Source organism: Tissierella pigra (assembly GCF_018917845.1).
In the GTDB taxonomy this organism is placed as follows: Bacteria; Bacillota; Clostridia; order Tissierellales; family Tissierellaceae; genus Tissierella; species Tissierella pigra.
The window spans coordinates 3047237-3065626 of sequence record NZ_JAHLPJ010000001.1 but is presented as its reverse complement, the minus strand read 5'-3'; the positions used below and the strand labels follow the sequence as shown (position 1 = coordinate 3065626).

Below are 18390 nucleotides of genomic sequence, written 5' to 3'. Positions count from 1 at the left end.
GGAGGTAGATTAATTATGCTAGGAACAATAGTAAATACTGTAGCAATTATAATAGGATCATTATTAGGTATAGGTATAAAAAAAGGAATTAAAGATGATTATAAGAATACAATAATGGATGGGATAGGTCTTGCAGTAATGGTTATTGGCATAATGGGAGGAATTAAATCTGAAAATATTATTTTAGTTATAGGAAGTATTGTAGTAGGAGGTATAATAGGTGAAATAATTGGGATAGAAAACAAACTAGACAATCTAGGAAATTCCTTGCAAAGTAAATTTGGAGGGAAGGATAGTAATTTTTCTAAAGGGTTTGTAACAGCTTCTTTAGTATATTGCGTGGGAGCTATGGCAATAGTTGGTTCTCTTGAATCTGGTATACAAAGTAATCATGAAACATTATTTGCGAAATCAATTCTTGATGGTATTTCAGCTATAATATTTTCCTCAACGTTAGGAATCGGAGTAGCATTTTCAAGTATTCCAGTGTTTATTTATCAAGGCAGTATTACTTTATTAGCTAATTCTGTAAAAGGTTTATTGACTCCGCAAGTAGTAAATGAAATGTCAGCAGTTGGTGGGCTACTTATTATGGCAATAGGAATAAATATACTAGGGATTAAAAAAATAAAGGTAGGAAATATGCTTCCGTCAGTTTTTATTCCTATTATTTACTATATATTAGTAAATTTGGTTAATTTAATAAGATAATAAGAGTAAATTAAAGAAAAAATAAGAATGATGGATAAAAAGGTATATTTTAGCAAATGATGACTTAATACAGTCAAATTTAAGACTTGATTCCATCAATTCATTTAAGTAACATATATATTGTAAACATTAGCACTCAATAACAATGAGTGCTAATAAAAAGAAAAAGATTACTATTAACATAGGGAGGTAGTTGATTATGAACCTAAGACCACTAGGTGATAGAATTGTAATTAAGAAGGTTGAAGTAGAGGAAAAAACAAAATCAGGTATAGTTTTACCAAGTTCTGCTAAGGAACAACCACAAATGGCTGAAGTAGTTGCAATCGGTGCAGATATTACAAATGATGAAAAGAAAAAAGATCAAATTAAAGCAGGAGACAAAGTAATATTTTCAAAATATGCAGGAACTGAAATAAAAGTAGATGGTGAAGAATTAACTATATTAAAATTATCTGACATATTAGCAATAGTAGAATAAACCAGTGAATAACTAATAGTGAATAGTGAAAAGTTTTAAGTAAGACTTTTGGGTCCTTAATCTTTTCAACTATTAGTTATTCACTAAAAAAACTATTAACTGAATTTAAAAAGGAGTGGATATAAATGGCTAAGGAAATTATGTTTGGAGAAGATGCACGTCGTGCAATGGAAAGAGGAATAAACCAATTAGCTGATACTGTAAAAGTTACGTTGGGACCTAAAGGTAGAAATGTTGTATTAGATAAAAAATTTGGTGCACCACTTATTACAAATGATGGTGTAACTATTGCTCGTGAAATCGAATTAGAAGATAAGTATGAAAATATGGGTGCTCAACTTGTTAAAGAAGTAGCTACAAAAACTAATGATGTGGCAGGAGATGGAACAACAACAGCTACTTTACTTGCTCAAGCAATTATTAGAGAAGGGCTTAAAAACGTTGCAGCAGGTGCAAACCCAATGATTCTTCAAAAAGGAATTAGGTCTGCTGTAAATACTGCAGTAGAAGAAATCAAAAGATTCTCTAAGACTGTTGACTCCAAAGAAGCTATAGCTCAACTTGCATCAATTTCAGCAGGAGATGAAGAAATCGGTAAATTAATAGCTGAAGCTATGGAAAAGGTAGGTAAAGATGGAGTAATCACTGTAGAAGAATCAAGATCCATGGGAACAACTTTAGATGTAGTAGAAGGTATGCAGTTTGATAGAGGATATGTATCTGCTTATATGGTAACAGATACTGAAAAAATGATAGCGGAATATGATAATCCATATATTTTAATCACAGATAAGAAGATTACAAATATCCAAGAAATTCTTCCTATTCTTGAAGAAATAGTACAAATGAGTAAACCACTAATAATCATTGCTGAAGATATTGAAGGAGAAGCAATGGCTACATTAGTAGTTAACAAATTAAGAGGAACATTCAACTGTATTGCTGTTAAGGCACCTGGTTTTGGTGATAGAAGAAAAGAAATGTTACAAGATATAGCTATATTAACAGGTGGAACAGTAATATCAGAAGAATTAGGATATGATTTGAAAGAAGCTACTGTTGATATGTTAGGTAGAGCAGCGAAGGTTAAGGTAGATAAAGAAACAACTGTAATAGTTAATGGAGAAGGGGACCAAGAAGAAATTAAAAATAGAGTTAAACAAATCAAGGCTCAACTTGAAGAAACAGATTCAGAATTCGATGCTGAAAAACTTCAAGAAAGATTAGCTAAATTATCAGGAGGAGTAGCAGTAATCCAAGTAGGTGCTGCAACTGAAACTGAACTTAAAGAAAGAAAACTTAGAATAGAAGATGCTCTAGCTGCAACTCGTGCAGGAGTTGAAGAGGGTATGGTTCCTGGTGGTGGAACAGTGTTAATAGATGCAATACCAGCTGTTGCTAAATTACTTGAAACTACAAATGGAGATGAAAAAACAGGAGTTAGTATAATAGTTCGTGCATTAGAAGAACCAGTTAGACAAATAGCAACTAATGCAGGATTAGAAGGTTCTGTTATTGTAGAAAAAGTTAAAGCAGAAGCTGTAGGTACTGGATTCGATGCTTTAAATGAAAAATATGTAGATATGATTCAAACAGGTATAGCAGACCCAACTAAGGTAACTAGATCAGCTCTACAAAATGCAGCATCTGTAGCAGCAATGGTACTTACTACAGAAAGTGCAGTAGTAGATGTAGAAAAAGAAGACCCAATGGCAGCCATGGCAGGAATGGGTGGCATGGGTGGTATGGGCGGTATGATGTAGTAAGCCCCAAATCTATTACATTTACTAGATCTGAAACAAGATGGAATTGATTTATTACGATTTTGTTGCCCAAATATAAATATTAGAGGCTACTCATAAGTTTAGAGAACTTATGTGAAGCCTCTTTTATAATATCGTAAATAATTAAATTGCAGAAAGATGCTCTAAAAACCTATTATAAATAATTATAAGTGTATATAATAGATTGATGCAGAGCCAATAATTTGAATATAATATTGACAGTACAAGTATTGTTGTATATACTTGTTGATAGGATAAGGGAGTAATTAGCACAATAAAATTTGTGTAATAAAGTCAACATACTGATAAAATTTATCTGGCTTTATTTTAAATAATGAGACTTGTCTGCAGAAAAAGACTGCAGACAAGTCTTTTTTTATTTAATAGGAAAGTCCTACTTTTCCTATTAAATAAAAAAAAGGCAGCCCAGGAATCTTGAGCATGCCAATAAAGCCTAAGATTGTTAGACTATTTTCTGTACTCGTAATGAACACCACGAATACCAGTATAAGATTTTGGAGTCATGATACCATCGCAAACTTGGCAAAAAGGTTGTGGTGGTACAGATGGATCAAGTCCATTAAATAAATTATCTTCTTCTAATTCTTGTACAATGAAACGTGGAACCCATAGTGAATAATTGCATTTAGTACAGATAAACTCTACTAAATCATCATTTTTAGAAAAACCTTCTAGAATATTCATAATAAAAAACCCCCATAGTGCTAATTAATTACTAAGCACTATTATACCTAGGAGGAGATAAATTATCAATATAAGGGTTCTTGTTAAAATTAAAAATATCAACCAGTTCCATTGTTTGGCCACAAGAACATGAAAGGGGATCTAGCCCAAAAGCAAGAAGAAGGCGTGCACGCCAATGAGAATACTTTTTTCTAAACTTTCTTTTTCCAAGGCTTTCCATGCGATAAAGCTTTGAGGAATGAGTGTATTCCTTGGCATAAAGGCCGTAATAGCGAATCATTTTAAATTGTTCATCAGGAATATGGATAATTAGACGCTTAATAAAATCAAAAGCATGTATTTTTTCAGTAACGCGTTGATTATCTTCATGGCGATCGTAGTAAAAAGTAACAAATTTACCATCATAATCAAGAATACGAGATTGAGCCATAGCAGGACGCCCAGTATATCGAATAATATATTCAACAGCATCCTTAGCCTTTGAATCCATATTAGATTTAGCATAAACATAAAATCCATCAGAGTATGTCTTGAATAGACGAGACTTCAGAGCATAAAAAGAATTGCCTAAGTATTTATGAAGAAAATCTAATATAGTGGCTTGCCATCTCTTTCGAAGCATATTAAAGGGAATATGAGAAATTTTACGCCAAATAGTTTTATTCCCTGAAGCACCTTCGGTAACAATCATATGTATATGTGGATTCCATTTTAAATCCCGTCCAAAAGTGTGCATAGTAGAGATAATACCAGGTTTAAAATTCTCAGATTTATTAAGCTTAGAAAACCAAGTAAGAATAGTGTCGGCACTAGCTTTAAAGAGTAAATGGAGCAAATTCCTGTCTTTACGAAAGAAGATACGAAGTTCTTCTGGAATGGTAAAAACAATATGCCTATGCTTGCAATTAATAAGCTTAGAAGAAATCTTAGAAGCACGATCTTGAATATATTTAGCACCACAAGAATTACAAAATCTGCTCTTACAAGTAAAATAGACATACTTAAATTTAGAGCAATTTTCACAATGATAAAGAGCATGACCCATAGAAGGGTCACCACACTTAATGATTTTATCAACATTTTTTAAGACAGCGGAACGAAGGGAATATCCTTCCAAAACAAAGGCATCCCAATGGTCAGAAAAAATATCTTTAATTTTAATAGAAAAGCTGCTCATATTATCACCATTTTATTTATACCAAAAATAAATAGAATATTAACATGAGCAGAAAAATTTAGTTTTTAAATTATTGAAGTATAGTAACGCAAATATTTAACGCGTCGTAGACGCTCTTTTTATATTAGAAAATTAAGTATAAAGGAGAAAAAAACATGAGTTTATTTGAATTGTTTATTATTGCAGTTGGTTTATCAATGGACGCATTTGCAGTAGCCGTTTGCAAAGGATTATCTATGAATAGGATTAGTATTAAAAAAGCTGGAATAGTAGGTTTGTATTTTGGAATATTCCAATCAGTAATGCCCTTGATTGGATATTTTCTCGGAATAAGATTCCACAATAAAATTACATATATGGATCATTGGATAGCATTTATATTGCTTGGATTCATTGGAATAACTATGATTAGAGAGTCAAGAAAAGGTAAATGTGGGATTGAAGTTAATTCTCAAACTAATGAAGGTACTAATGAGTTTCTTGATTTTAAAAATATGTCCGTTTTAGCATTGGCAACAAGTATTGATGCCTTAGCAATAGGCGTTACTTTTGCTTTTCTTAATGTGAATATTACCTCAGCAGTTTCATTTATTGGAATTGTCACTTTTATACTATCGATGATTGGCGTAAAAATAGGAAATGTTTTTGGTTCAGTCTACAAGTCAAAAGCAGAATTTATAGGTGGATTAATTTTAATACTTATGGGTTTCAAGATTTTACTTAGTCATTTAGGAATAATTGTTTTTAGATAAAAGAGTACATTAGGCTATAAATATTTAAATTGCAATAGAAATTTTATTCTTCTTGCCAGTGGAATAAATTTGTAATCTAGTGGAAAAATAGAGAAAATAATAAGATTTTTCTAAGGAGGATATAAATTGAGTAGCAATTTAGAAACGATAAAGTCACTTAATGGACTTTTGCAAGGAGAATATATGGCAGTAGAAAGTTTTAATAACTTTATATCTAGGTTAGATGATGACAGTGTCAAAAATGTTTTTCAGGAAGTACAAAAACAACATCGGGAGAATATTCATAAGTTAGCAAATTATATACAAGATATAGGAGGACAGCCAGACGAAAATCTTGGCATGAAGGGAACAATGGGAGAGATTAAACTCAATATGGATCTAGGTTCTAGTTCAGATACTGAGGAAGTTGTTAAAAAAGCCATAGAGGGAGAGACTAAAGGAATTAATATGGCAGAAAAAGTATTAAGAGGAGATTTAGATGATAAATCTAGAGATATGGCAGGTGAAATTCTAGAAAAAGATAGAAAGTCTATTGAAAAACTAAAAAACTTGCTATAGAAATAATCAAAAAAAGAGAAAAAATAGTAAATATAATGAGCAGTATAATGCAGGAAACCCCCTAAAAAACAACTAAGACTAATAATTTATTAAGTCTTAATAATAATTCCACAGAAGCTTTTATTAATATTATCAAGGAATAATTCATATATTAGTTTATAGATTATTCCTTGATAATTTTTTGGGAGGTGTTTATATGATTATTATTTTAAATAAAAAAACTATAAATTTTATTATTTTAGCTCTTATAATTATATTTCTTTTTATTTTTAAATTTGCTTTCTTTGAAAAGGCAGTCCCAACTAGTACAACACCATCAGGATATATAGCTTTAGTTATAGATGACTTTGGAAACAACGGTGAAGGTATAGATGAACTTACTAAACTTAATATACCAATTACCGCAGCAGTAATGCCATTTTTAGAATATACAGAGATTGATGCTAAAAAAGCATATGATGCCAATATGGAAATAATACTTCATTTACCCATGGAACCCGAAAAAGGAGACCCAAAATGGTTAGGACCTAGAGCAATACGAAGTAATTTATGTGATTATGAGATTAGAGAAATAATTAATGATGCCTTAGACCAACTGCAATGGGCGAAGGGAATAAATAATCATATGGGTTCCAAGATTATGAAGGACAAAATCATTATGAAAGAAATATTAAATGTAGTTAAGGAAAGAAATCTCTATTTCTTAAATAGTAGAACTGATGAAACAAATGTCGCAGCGGATCTAAGTAAAGAGCTGGAAGTAGTATACTTTCAAAGAGATGTTTTTTTAGACAATGAAAGAAATGAATACTCTATTACAAAAGCCATGAATCAGCTTGGAAAAATAGCTCTAGAAAAGGGCTATGCCATAGGAATTGGTCATGTAGGAGGTCAAGGTGGTAAGATTACTGTAGATACCATAGAGAAAATGTCCAAAAAATTGGAGGAAGAAGGAATTAAATTTATATATTTATCTCAAATAGAAGAACTTTTTCTTAGGAAAAGCAAATAATGTGAAAGTTATATATTTGTAAAAGCCAATGATTAAGATGTTTTGAAAAGGTAAATAAGGGTATGAATTATCGAGATTATAATTTGTGATATAAGAATATTATTCTTGTATAATTTTTTGAATAAGCTGAACAAACGACAAAAATAGGAGGGAGTTTATGAAAACCAGTTCCAAAAGTAAAAGGGGATCTATCAAAACTAAACTAATTGTAATACCATTAATTGTAGTATTTATTGTAATATCGTCTATAGGTATTTTTTCTTCTTATTTTTTGAGAACAAGTTTGAGGGATGAAATGGAGAATAACGGAGTTTATATGGCAGAAAGATTTATAGCCAATATAGAGGATAACTATAGATCATTGGAAATAATCAATGATTTCTTAGACAATAAAATTAAATCTGCTGGAAAAATGGTAATGGGCAACGAAAATATGTTAAGTAATGAATTTATAAAAAGATTGGCCGAAGATTTAGAAGTAGAACAAATAATTTACTATAATTCAGATGGAGTAGCCGTATATTCCAATATTGATGAATACATAGGCTGGAAGGCTGATAAGGGACATGCTGTTCATAACTTCATGATAAGTAGTGACAAGGAATTAATGGAGGAGATTAGAAAAGATTCAGAGTCCGATAATTATTTAAAGTATGGATATATAAAGGGATCAGAAGGAACCTTTGTACAAGTTGGTATCAATGCAAATAAAGTTCAAGAACTGACAGATTCTTTTAGTTATCAAAGTTTTCTAGACGAAATATCTCAGGATGAACAGATTTATTATGGATTATTTGTAGATAAAAACTTACAAGTCCTAGCGCATAATAACAAAGAGGAAATAGGTATAATACTTGATGATGAAGGTAGCAAAGCAGCAGCAATAGATGGTGTTCTTTTTACACAAGAATGGTACTATGAAGAAAGTGATGTCAATGTTTTAGATATTTCATACCCAGTTGTAATTAACGGAGAACATATTGGTGCCGTATCTATAGGGCTTTCTATGGATAAGGTTCAGAAGACTATTAAGAACAATATTATTTTTGTTGTTGCAATTATGATTGTTTCTTTTATAGTCTTAGGATTTATTCTATTTAGTGTTTCTAACTATGCTGTGAAAATCATAACTAGATTAAAGGAACAAATGCAGTACATGGAAAAAGGGGATTTCTCCAATGATATATCAGAAGATTTAATAAATAAAAATGATGAGTTAGGAGAAATATCTCAGGCAATAAGTATAATGCAGACTTCAGTAAGAGATATAATTAAGAATGTAATAGATACATCCCATAGTCTAGCCACCTCATCAGAAGAACTTACAGCTATTAGTCAACAATCTGCCACAGCTGCTGATGAAATTGCCAGAGCTATTGAAGAAATAGCAACTGGAGCAACTGAACAGGCTAAGGATACAGAAATAGGAGTATTATCTATATCTGAACTTGGAGATATAGTTATGAAAAATGAATCTCATATAGGAAATCTAAATGATTCTGCTGAAAGAGTAAATAGACTAAAGGATGAAGGGTTAGATGTACTTAAAGTTCTTGTGGAGAAAACAGATATAAATAGTAAATATTCTGAGGAAGTTCAGCAAGTTATTATAGATACAAATGAAAGTGCAGAAAAAATTGCTAATGCCAGCGAAATGATAAAAAGTATTGCAAGTCAAACTAATTTATTGGCACTGAATGCTGCCATTGAAGCAGCTAGAGCAGGAGATGCAGGAAGAGGATTTGCAGTTGTAGCAGAGGAAATAAGAAAATTAGCAGAACAATCCAATAAGTTTACTGAAGAAATAGGTACTATAGTAGAAGATTTAAATAATAAAACATTAACAGCAGTAAAAACTATGGAGGAGTTAGAAGATATAGTTTTATCACAGACTAAAAGTGTAGATATAACAAATAGTAAATTTGCTGGAATAGCTGAGGCCATAGAGGATATGAAGATGGCGATTAACGAGGTAAATCATTCTAGTGATGAAATAACTATTAAAAAACAAGATATTATAAAAATAATGGAGAATTTATCAGCCATATCAGAGGAAAATGCAGCAGGAACAGAAGAAGCTTCAGCATCTGTAGAAGAACAAACTGCAGCAATGGAGGAAATTGCTAACTCTAGTGAACAACTTTCAGTTATTGCAGAAAAATTAAATGACCAAGTAAAACAATTTAAGATATAAAAAACGGATTCTTTTGAATCCGTTTTTTATATAATACTCTGAATTTGCAAAAATATATAAGTTAATGATATTATATATAATAAGATTTTCAATTCTAGATAGGGGCGATGTCCATGAGCAATAATAAATTATTAGACCACTATAAACAAGCCTATGAGGAATTAAAGTTAATACTAGATTTAAGTTATGATCAAATCACAATAGCAGATGGAAATGGAGTATTTACGAGAGTAAGTAAATCATGTGAGCCTTATTTTGGAGTTCAGGAAAAGGGGATAATTGGGATTAACGCCTTTGAACTAGAAAAAAATGGAGTATTTGATGTTTCTGTTACAGCAGAAGTAATAAGAAAAGGTAAAAAGGTGACCTTGATACAAAAAACGGGAGCTAATAAAATACTAATGGTAACGGGAATTCCTATATTGGATGAAAATAATAATATAACTAAAATAATAAATATTTCTAGAGATATAACGGAGAATCAAAATCTAGGATTAGAACTTAAAGAAGTCCAAAGTAAATTACAATGGTTCCAAAAAGAATTAAATAAGAGACAGGGAATAGATAGTTCTGATGTAAGCTATAAAAGTCCTTCAATGAGGAAGATAATGGATTTAATCCTTCATATAGCAGATTTAGATGCTACAGTTTTGCTATTAGGAGAAACAGGAGTAGGTAAAGGATATATTTCAAGGGTAATTCATGAAAGTAGTATTAGAAAGAATGAACCCTTTGTTCCAATTAATTGTGGTGCTATACCAGAAAATCTTTTGGAATCTGAGCTATTTGGTTATGAAAGTGGAGCTTTCTCTGGTGCCAATAAAGGTGGAAAAAAAGGACTATTTGAAATTGCAGGGAAGGGTACTATATTCTTAGATGAAATAGGAGATATGCCAATGAATCTTCAAGTAAAACTTCTTCATGCTTTAGAAGAAAAGCAGATATTTAGAGTAGGTGGAGAGAGACCTATAAAGATTGAAGGAAGGCTAATTGCTGCAACTAATAAGGACTTGAAAAAACTTATTAGTGAAGGAAAATTTAGAGAAGATTTATATTATCGCTTAAATGTAGTACCAGTGACTATTCCTCCTTTAAGAGAAAGGAAGGAGGATATACCAGGATTAGTCAAGAAAATTCTTGATAAATGTAATAAAGAACATAATACACAGAAATATATATCCCAAGGAGCCTATAATATTCTAATAAATTACGATTACAAAGGAAATATAAGAGAACTTGGTAATATAATTGAAAGACTTGTAATAACTACTCTTGGAGACATAATTGAAGATATAAATGTTAGAGAAATATTAGAAATACCTAATGAACAAAACAATATTGATGAAATAATTCCTCTAAAATTGGCAGTAGAGGATTTAGAACGCAGAATATTAATATCAGCATTTGATAAATATAAAACAACTAGAAAAGTTGCAGAAGTATTGAAGATAGACCAATCAACAGTAGTAAAAAAAGCAAAGAAGTTAAATATAAAATACTGCTGATGAAATAAATCATAAGGTTTCGATGACGAATGTCATCGAAACCTTATTTTTTTTATTGAATTTTAAATAAAAAATTACTTAAATTAGGAATTTTAAAAGGATATTGTTTTGTTTTATTAATATTTATTTTTTAAAAAAATATTGAAAAACCTTGCTTTTAAAAGGGTTGACCATACCTTAAATAATGGAAAAGAAACTTTTAATAAATTTATATAACTCAACTTTCTATTTTTGGCATGGCATTTGCTATATATAATGACAAATAAAAAATAAAGGAGGGATGAAATTGGAATCCTGTATTGAAAGAATAAAAAATGATATAGAAAACATAACAAAGATTACAGCAACTCCCAATATGGGATGCACTAGATTTTCTTATGGCAAAGAAGATAGAGAAGTCAGGGAATACTTAACTAAGGAAATGAAAATCTTGGGATTATCTATTAATGTAGATGGTGTAGGTAATATTAGAGCAAAATATATGGATAATAACGAAGACAAACCTTCTATAATGATAGGTTCTCATATTGATACTGTTTCCAATGGAGGAAAATTTGACGGTCTTACAGGAGTAGTTACAGCTTTAGAAGTAGTTAGAATAATAAAAGAAAATAATATTAAACTAGAAAACCCAATTGAATTAATTATATTTGCAGAAGAAGAAGGTTCAAACTTTGGAACAACTATGGTTGGAAGTAAGTTTTTATCAGGTGCATATAAATTAGAATATTTAAAGAGATTAAAAAATGATGAAGGAATTACAGCGTATAATATTATGAAAGATTTTGGTCTAGATGTAGATAATGTAGAAAATGAAGTCCTAAAAAAAGAAGAAGCTAAAGCCATGGTTGAACTTCATATAGAACAAGGTGGAATTTTACACTCAGAAAATATATCCATAGGCATAGTGCAAGCCATAGTTGGAATGAAAACCTATAGGGTAAGTTTAGAAGGCGTTTCCAATCATGCAGGCTCTACACCAATGTATTTAAGAAAAGACCCAATGGTTGGAGCTGCTGAAATAATTACTTATATGGAAAAGGTAGCAAAAGAAAAGGCGTTAAAAGATACGGTTGCAACTGTAGGGAAAATTCATTGTCAACCTAATGGATCAAATGTTATACCAGGACAAGTAGAATTTAATGTAGATATTAGGGATGTAGAAACAGAAGGAATAGAAATAGTAGCAAAAGAATTAATCAATAAAACCAAGGAAATAGCCAATAAACGTGGCCTTAAATATTCCATAGATTTAGTTGGTGAATCAGATTGTGTAAAATTATCATCTAAAGTTATAAATGCTATTGAAGAAACTGCCATAGAAAATAAATACGTATATAAGGAAATGAATAGTGGTGCAGTACATGATTCAGCTATGTTAACAGGAATAACTAATGTTGGCATGATATTTGTGCCAAGTATAGACGGATTAAGCCATTGTCCCCAGGAAGAAACTAAATTTGAAGATATAAAATTAGGTTGTGATCTATTATTAGGCACAGTAATTAAGCTAGGAAATATGAAAGTAAGAAATTAAAACTAAATATACAATAGTAGGGAGGTGTTTTAAATTAAGAAAAATTTAGGAATCTCTATGTCAGTAGGATTATTATCTGGTTTATGGGTTTTAATTGCTGAAAAACTTGGAGTACCTGCATGGCCTGGATTTATTGGTTGGTCTATTTTCTTCTTTACAGGAGGAGACTTAAAAGCTTGTAAATTAAGCTTTCCATGTTTAGTATTAGGGCCAGTTTTAGCATATTTAACTGTACTTACTCAAACTACATTAGGAACTTCAGGAATCACATCTGCCATTGTAGTAGTAGGTCTTGGATTTGCTATGACCATTGCCCAAAGCTTTCCAATTTTTCAAGTAGCATCTGCTACCTTTATAGGTGCTAATGTTTATTTTGCAGCAGGAAATAATTTGTTTCACGCAATAGTAGTTACACTTGTAGGTTTAATAATAGGATTAGTATCTGTGAAGTTTGGAGCTTTTCTTGATTCAATTATTTTAAAGAAAGAAGCAGTATAAAGTGTGGATGTAAAATTAATATTATAAAAACAATAAGGAGGAAATGAAATGAGTTTATTAATTAAGAATGGTGTTATAGTTACTGCAATGGAAGAGTATAAAGGAGATATTTTAGTAGAAGAAGGGAAAATAGTAGCAATTGGAAAAGATTTAGAAGCTAAGGCTGAGGAGATAATAGATGCTAAAGGAATGTATGTGTTACCAGGTGGAGTTGACCAACACGTTCACTTCTCATTTGAATTCAATGGATCAAAAGTAAGAGGATTTGAGACTTCCAATGCAGCAGCAGTAGGTGGAACAACTACAGTAATTGAGTTTGTTAACCAAATAAAAGGAAAAGGACTAATAGATACAATAGATGATTATAGAAAAGAAAATGCAGAAGGTATAGCAATGGTAGATTATTCATTCCATGGTATAATAACAGATCCTTCAACTGGAGTATATGATGAAATTGCAAAGCTTCCAGAAGCAGGATATCCCACAGTAAAGTTATTTATGGCATATAAAGGAATGTTCTTCCACTGTGATGATGATGTAATTGCAAAATCAATGCAGAAAGCAAGAGAAGCTGGAGTTACTATAATGGTTCATGCTGAAAATGCTGATTTAATAGATGTATTACAAAGAGAATGTGTAGAAAAAGGGCAAGTTGAGCCATACTATCATGCAGTATCTAGACCTCCAATGGTAGAGGTAGAAGCCACAGAAAGAGCAATTAATATTGCAAGACTTATGGATGCTCCTTTATATGTAGTTCATGTATCTACTAAAGGTGCAGTAGATGCTATTAAACGTGCACAAGACGAAGGTTTACCAATTTATGGTGAAACTTGTACTCACTACTTGACACTTGATAAAGAAAATCTTGCAAAACCTAATTTCCAAGGAGCAAAATATGTATGTTCACCAGCACTAAGAGAACAAGATGACATGGATTACCTATGGGAATCAATTAAAAACGGATGGTTAAATGCAATAAGTTCAGACCACTGTGGATTTAACTGGGCAGAACAAAAACATATGGGTAAAGATGATTTTAGAAATATTCCAAACGGAGCACCAGGACTTGAAAATAGATTAGGAGTACTTTGGACTACTGGAGTTGAAACTGGAAAAATAACGAGATCGCAATTAGTAAATTTATTTGCAACTAAACCAGCTAAAATTAATGGTCTTGGAGATAGAAAAGGTCATATTGGCGTAGGATATGATGCTGATATAGTACTATATAATCCAAACCATAAATCAGTAATATCAAATGAAACAAGTTTACAAGGAGTTGATTATAACTCTTATGAAGGAATGGAGCAAATAGGAAGACCAGAAAAGGTATTTTTAAGAGGTCAACTAATAGTAGATGAAGGAAAATATATAGGACAACAAGGACAAGGGGAATTCGTTCCAGGAAAAGCATTTGGTCTTTGTTACGATGGAGTGGAAAGATAAATAATAGATTAAAGAGGGCTGTCATTTACAGTCCTCTTTTTCTGTATATTACAAGTTAATTACAATTGTTATTATTTTATTTAATATGGATATATATAGGTATATAATAAGTATAAGTTTTAATATAATTTAAAAAAGGGGGTTTAGTAATGGCATACATATTTGTGCTAGGTGGATTATTGGGATTTGTGGTAATTTTACTTTTGTTTTGGAGAAAAGTACCAGCAGATAAGGCAATGGTAATTACAGGATTAAAGAAAAGGGTATTGTCTGGTAAAGGTGGATTTATGATTCCTTTTTTAGAGACTTCTTGTACTATTTCTCTAGAAAACATTAGTATGACAACAGATGTAAATGAAGCACCATCAAAACAAGGTATATTTGTAAACATTGTAGGTACAGCAATTGTGAAAGTGAATAATGAAACTGAAAGTATACTTAAGGCAGTGGAGCAATTTTGCAGCGGTGGAGCAAAAAATACTGTATCAGTTATTAGTAGTATGGTAGAGCAGATTCTTGAAGGTAAATTAAGAGGGATAATATCGACTCTTACTGTAGAGCAAATAAATGAAGATAGAGCTGCCTTTGAACAGCGAATAGAAGATGATATTAGAGAAGAACTACATTCTATGGGATTATTATTAATATCATATTCTATCCTTAGAATATCTACTCAAGGTGGCTACTTGGAAAATAGAGCTATACCTCAAATAGCTTCTGCAAAAGCAGATGCAGATATAGCAACAGCAGAAAGAAAAAGAGATACTGAGATTCGTACTGCAGATGCCGTAAGGGAAGGAGAAAAGGCTAAATTATTAGCTGAAACAGAAATCGCTCAAAGTCAAAGGGATAAATTAATTAAGGTTGAAAGCTATAGGGCAGAACAGGATAGAGCGAAAGCAGACGCCGATGTAGCATATAAACTAAAAGAAATAGAAAATGAATCTTTAGTAGCGGAACAACAAGCTGCTTTAGCTAAGAAAAATGCTTTTGTAGTAGAAGAAAGACTTGTGGCAGAAATTAAGAAACCAGCAGATGCAAAGAAATATGAAACTGAAGTAAATGCAGAAGCAGAAAAGATTAGGTCCATAAAGGAAGCAGAGGCACAGGCAGAGGCAATAAGAATCAAAGCCATAGCAGAGGCTGACGCTTTAAAAATTGCTGCCATGGCAGATGCAGATGCTATTAGAGCAAGAGGAATAGCAGAGGCTGATTCCATTAAAGCAAGGGGTATAGCAGAAGCTGAATCAAAAGATAGATTGGCAGAGGCAATGGCTAAATATGGAGATGCTGCCATAGTAGAGTTAGTAGTTGGTAAACTTCCAGAAATAATGGCATCAGTGGCTAAGCCAATGGAGCAGGTAGATAAGATTACAATAATAGATAATGGAGGAAAGGCAGGAGCATCTAAATTAGCACAATTAGTGGCTGATATAACTACAAATGGATTCCAAACAGTAAAGGATCTAACAGGATTGGATATACCTGATATAATAACTAATTTTACAAATAAGGAAGATATAGAAGAACAAAAAGATAGTAAATGTGAAAATGAAGAAATGGAAGAAGCTTTAGCAGAAAATTAGAAAGTAGATAAAAAGAACTATCAAAAATTTAAAAAGATAGTTCTTTTTTTGCAGTAATATTGATTTTTTTTTCGTTCTATTTAATAGAATCAAGTACAATATATTCCTATTGAAAAAATTACAAAAAGGGTGTAATATGAGTAAAAGGATATTGAAATGTACTAGAATGGAGGTGCATTATAATAAAAAGATATAAAATTTATATTTTACTAACCCATAGTGGCTCACTGCTTTCAAAATGTATCAACGTTTATACAAAAGAGCCATATACTCATGTGTCCATAGCCTTTGATGAAGAATTAAAAGAACTATATAGTTTTGGAAGACTAAGACCTAAAAATCCAATATTTGCTGGGTTTGTAAAAGAAGATATAGTAAATGGAACCTATGCAAGATTTCCTAATACAATGTGTGCTTTATATTCTTTGGAAATAAATAGTTTACAGTATAAAAAATTGATGAGAGAACTAGACAAGTTTAAGAGAGATGGGGAAAAATATGGTTATAATTTAATAGGGCTACTAGGTGTTATGGTGAATTATCCTATTGAAAGAAAATATAATTATTTTTGTTCTCAATTTGTATCTTCATTACTTAAAAGCAGCGGTATAGAATTAATTAATAAAGAAACTGCACTAACATCTCCTAGGGATTTTAGAGAATGCAGAGAATTAAATCTTGTATATGAAGGTAAATTACAGAATTATGGTTTAAAGCAATCATACCTATATTAATAATTATTTAGAAACTCTAAAAATATTTTAAATATTTTTAGAGTTTTTTTATCTTATAATTTGAATTATTCTATCATGTGTTATTTTGTACATAAATTTTAACTTATAAAATTAAGCTATTTTTTGATGGGAAGATTAATAAAGTATTATGAGAGGAGGAAAAAAATGATTTAAGCAGATAAAATAGCTTAAAATTTTTAAATTTCAAAGTTATTTAGGATGATTAGTGTCCAAGATTTCGATGGGGGGGTAATATTTATGTCAATTATCACATGGCTAAATGATAATATTATATGGGATATGCCTATGCTTATATTAATGATTGGTACAGGAGTTTATCTAACTTTTATAACAAACGGAGTAATTTTTAAAAAGTTTGGTACAGTAATGAAGCATACATTAAGAACAATTTTTAAAAGGTATGATTATCAAGAAAAAGGTACTATAACTCCATTTCAAGCAGTATCTACGGCACTTGCTGCAACTGTAGGCACAGGAAATATTGTTGGTGTTGCTGTAGCCATTCAGGCAGGGGGACCAGGTGCAATATTTTGGATGTGGATATCTGCCCTTATTGGGATGGTTACAAAGTATGCTGAAGTTACATTAGCAGTTGCTTATAGAGGTAGGAATGATAGGAATGAGATAGTAGGAGGTCCTATGTATTATATAACTAGAGGTATGGGGAGTAAAACTCTTGCTTGTTTATTCTGTATCTTTGGATTTCTTGCATCTTATGGTATAGGCAATATGGTGCAGGCTAATTCATTGGCTGGTGGTCTTGAATCTGTATTTAGTATTCCCACATGGATAACTGGCATTGTTTTAGCAATATTAGTAGGGCTTGTTATAATTGGAGGAATTGGTAGAATTGCTAGTGTAGCAGAAATATTGGTTCCACTAATGGCTGTATTATATATGTTAGGTGCTGCTATGGCACTAATAGCCAATGCATCTAATATTCCAGCTGCTTTTATGTCTATTATTAGGGACGCATTTACAGGAACAGCAGCAGTAGGTGGATTTGCAGGAGCAACTTCAATGTATGCCACTAGAATAGGCATATCACGTGGAATTTTCACAAATGAAGCAGGATTAGGTAGTGCTCCAATTGCCCATGCAGCAGCACATACAGATCATCCAGCTAGACAAGGATTATGGGGAGCTTTTGAAGTATTTTTCGATACATTGGTAATGTGTACTGTTACTGCTCTAGTAATATTATCATCTGGTTTGTGGACTGATTCAAGTTTAGATGGCAATACTATTTCATCATTAGCTTTTGAAAATGCCTTTAAAGGTGGAAGCTATATTGTATCAATAGGTCTTGTTTTATTTGCATTTGCTACAATAATTGCTTGGTACTATTATGCTGAGAAATGTGTTGAATTTTTATTTGGTAGAAAGGGGATTATTCCCTTTAGAATATCATTTACTGGAGTAGCCTTTGTTGGTTGTGTATCTGAACTTGAGCTTGTATGGCAGTTAGCGGATTTGTTAAATGGAATGATGGCTATTCCTAATTTAATAGCTCTTATTGCTTTAAGTGGTGTAGTTAGAAGATTAACAAAGGACTTTTTTAAGGATCCAGATCGTAAAAGACCAAGAAATGAAAATTTTTCTAAATATATCACAATAAAGAGAAAATAATATAAATAAAATAAATACCTAAGGAAAAATAAAACTTTATAAATTTTGCAGTATTTT

The 18390-nt window shown here is 31.4% G+C and carries 16 protein-coding genes; 14 read left to right on the top strand and 2 right to left on the bottom strand.

Annotated features, from left to right (window positions below; translation table 11 throughout):
- The first annotated feature begins 15 nt into the window (after positions 1 to 15).
- From KQI41_RS15140 to groL, 3 genes are all read left to right on the top strand, one after another.
- On the top strand, positions 16 to 711 hold the full coding sequence (locus tag KQI41_RS15140) for a DUF554 domain-containing protein (protein WP_216585596.1): 696 nt from the start codon (positions 16 to 18) through the stop codon (positions 709 to 711).
- A 199-nt stretch (positions 712 to 910) separates the two neighbouring features.
- Entirely contained in the window at positions 911 to 1192 is a 282-nt protein-coding gene (locus KQI41_RS15135) for a co-chaperone GroES (RefSeq protein WP_154442387.1), read from the top strand.
- 125 nt (positions 1193 to 1317) lie between these two features.
- The gene (gene groL / locus KQI41_RS15130; RefSeq protein WP_154442385.1) at positions 1318 to 2955 is read left to right on the top strand and encodes a chaperonin GroEL; all 1638 of its coding nucleotides are present in this window, start codon (positions 1318 to 1320) and stop codon (positions 2953 to 2955) included.
- Between the two features lie 489 nt (positions 2956 to 3444).
- Here groL and KQI41_RS15125 read toward each other — a convergent pair whose 3' ends face one another.
- Together KQI41_RS15125 and KQI41_RS15120 are read right to left on the bottom strand one after the other, a co-directional pair.
- The gene (locus KQI41_RS15125; protein ID WP_154443144.1) at positions 3445 to 3681 is read right to left on the bottom strand and encodes a hypothetical protein; all 237 of its coding nucleotides are present in this window, start codon (positions 3679 to 3681) and stop codon (positions 3445 to 3447) included.
- A 31-nt stretch (positions 3682 to 3712) separates the two neighbouring features.
- Positions 3713 to 4858 carry an IS91 family transposase gene (locus KQI41_RS15120; protein ID WP_216585595.1) on the bottom strand — a complete coding sequence of 382 codons (1146 nt, stop codon included), beginning with the start codon at positions 4856 to 4858 and terminating at the stop codon, positions 3713 to 3715.
- Positions 4859 to 5013: 155 nt separating this feature from the next.
- Between KQI41_RS15120 and KQI41_RS15115 the strand changes: the two genes are divergently transcribed.
- The 11 genes from KQI41_RS15115 (at position 5014) to KQI41_RS15065 (ending at position 18333) form a co-directional block, all read left to right on the top strand.
- Positions 5014 to 5610 (top strand): manganese efflux pump MntP, encoded by a 597-nt coding sequence (locus KQI41_RS15115; RefSeq protein WP_154442429.1) that lies wholly within the window; start codon positions 5014 to 5016, stop codon positions 5608 to 5610.
- A gap of 126 nt (positions 5611 to 5736) precedes the next feature.
- Positions 5737 to 6168 (top strand): DUF2383 domain-containing protein, encoded by a 432-nt coding sequence (locus KQI41_RS15110; RefSeq protein ID WP_154442431.1) that lies wholly within the window; start codon positions 5737 to 5739, stop codon positions 6166 to 6168.
- 196 nt (positions 6169 to 6364) lie between these two features.
- A complete protein-coding gene (locus tag KQI41_RS15105; protein WP_154442433.1) occupies positions 6365 to 7180 on the top strand; it encodes a divergent polysaccharide deacetylase family protein in 816 nt (271 codons plus the stop codon).
- A 157-nt stretch (positions 7181 to 7337) separates the two neighbouring features.
- On the top strand, positions 7338 to 9374 hold the full coding sequence (locus tag KQI41_RS15100) for a methyl-accepting chemotaxis protein (RefSeq protein WP_154442435.1): 2037 nt from the start codon (positions 7338 to 7340) through the stop codon (positions 9372 to 9374).
- 113 nt (positions 9375 to 9487) lie between these two features.
- Complete coding sequence (locus KQI41_RS15095) at positions 9488 to 10879, top strand: sigma-54 interaction domain-containing protein (protein ID WP_154442437.1); 1392 nt, start codon at positions 9488 to 9490, stop codon at positions 10877 to 10879.
- A 286-nt stretch (positions 10880 to 11165) separates the two neighbouring features.
- Positions 11166 to 12416, top strand: a complete 1251-nt coding sequence (locus tag KQI41_RS15090) for a M20 family metallo-hydrolase (protein WP_154442439.1) — start codon at positions 11166 to 11168, stop codon at positions 12414 to 12416.
- A 57-nt stretch (positions 12417 to 12473) separates the two neighbouring features.
- Positions 12474 to 12914: a DUF1097 domain-containing protein gene (locus KQI41_RS15085; RefSeq protein ID WP_154442441.1), complete on the top strand. Its 441-nt coding sequence runs from the start codon at positions 12474 to 12476 to the stop codon at positions 12912 to 12914.
- A 48-nt stretch (positions 12915 to 12962) separates the two neighbouring features.
- Entirely contained in the window at positions 12963 to 14363 is a 1401-nt protein-coding gene (gene hydA, locus KQI41_RS15080) for a dihydropyrimidinase (RefSeq protein ID WP_154442443.1), read from the top strand.
- A gap of 149 nt (positions 14364 to 14512) precedes the next feature.
- Positions 14513 to 15949 (top strand): SPFH domain-containing protein, encoded by a 1437-nt coding sequence (locus KQI41_RS15075; protein WP_154442445.1) that lies wholly within the window; start codon positions 14513 to 14515, stop codon positions 15947 to 15949.
- A 275-nt stretch (positions 15950 to 16224) separates the two neighbouring features.
- Positions 16225 to 16683, top strand: coding sequence for a hypothetical protein (locus tag KQI41_RS15070; RefSeq protein WP_326828364.1), 459 nt, complete (start codon positions 16225 to 16227; stop codon positions 16681 to 16683).
- 258 nt (positions 16684 to 16941) lie between these two features.
- The gene (locus tag KQI41_RS15065) at positions 16942 to 18333 is read left to right on the top strand and encodes an alanine/glycine:cation symporter family protein (protein WP_154442449.1); all 1392 of its coding nucleotides are present in this window, start codon (positions 16942 to 16944) and stop codon (positions 18331 to 18333) included.
- Positions 18334 to 18390 lie beyond the last annotated feature (57 nt).

Coding starts and splice junctions, on each gene's coding strand:
- KQI41_RS15140 (WP_216585596.1), top strand. CDS start 16: ATGCTAGGAACAATAGTAAATACTGTAGCAATTATAATAGGATCATTA.
- KQI41_RS15135 (WP_154442387.1), top strand. CDS start 911: ATGAACCTAAGACCACTAGGTGATAGAATTGTAATTAAGAAGGTTGAA.
- groL (WP_154442385.1), top strand. CDS start 1,318: ATGGCTAAGGAAATTATGTTTGGAGAAGATGCACGTCGTGCAATGGAA.
- KQI41_RS15125 (WP_154443144.1), bottom strand. CDS start 3,681: ATGAATATTCTAGAAGGTTTTTCTAAAAATGATGATTTAGTAGAGTTT.
- KQI41_RS15120 (WP_216585595.1), bottom strand. CDS start 4,858: ATGAGCAGCTTTTCTATTAAAATTAAAGATATTTTTTCTGACCATTGG.
- KQI41_RS15115 (WP_154442429.1), top strand. CDS start 5,014: ATGAGTTTATTTGAATTGTTTATTATTGCAGTTGGTTTATCAATGGAC.
- KQI41_RS15105 (WP_154442433.1), top strand. CDS start 6,365: ATGATTATTATTTTAAATAAAAAAACTATAAATTTTATTATTTTAGCT.
- KQI41_RS15100 (WP_154442435.1), top strand. CDS start 7,338: ATGAAAACCAGTTCCAAAAGTAAAAGGGGATCTATCAAAACTAAACTA.
- KQI41_RS15095 (WP_154442437.1), top strand. CDS start 9,488: ATGAGCAATAATAAATTATTAGACCACTATAAACAAGCCTATGAGGAA.
- KQI41_RS15085 (WP_154442441.1), top strand. CDS start 12,474: ATGTCAGTAGGATTATTATCTGGTTTATGGGTTTTAATTGCTGAAAAA.
- hydA (WP_154442443.1), top strand. CDS start 12,963: ATGAGTTTATTAATTAAGAATGGTGTTATAGTTACTGCAATGGAAGAG.
- KQI41_RS15075 (WP_154442445.1), top strand. CDS start 14,513: ATGGCATACATATTTGTGCTAGGTGGATTATTGGGATTTGTGGTAATT.
- KQI41_RS15065 (WP_154442449.1), top strand. CDS start 16,942: ATGTCAATTATCACATGGCTAAATGATAATATTATATGGGATATGCCT.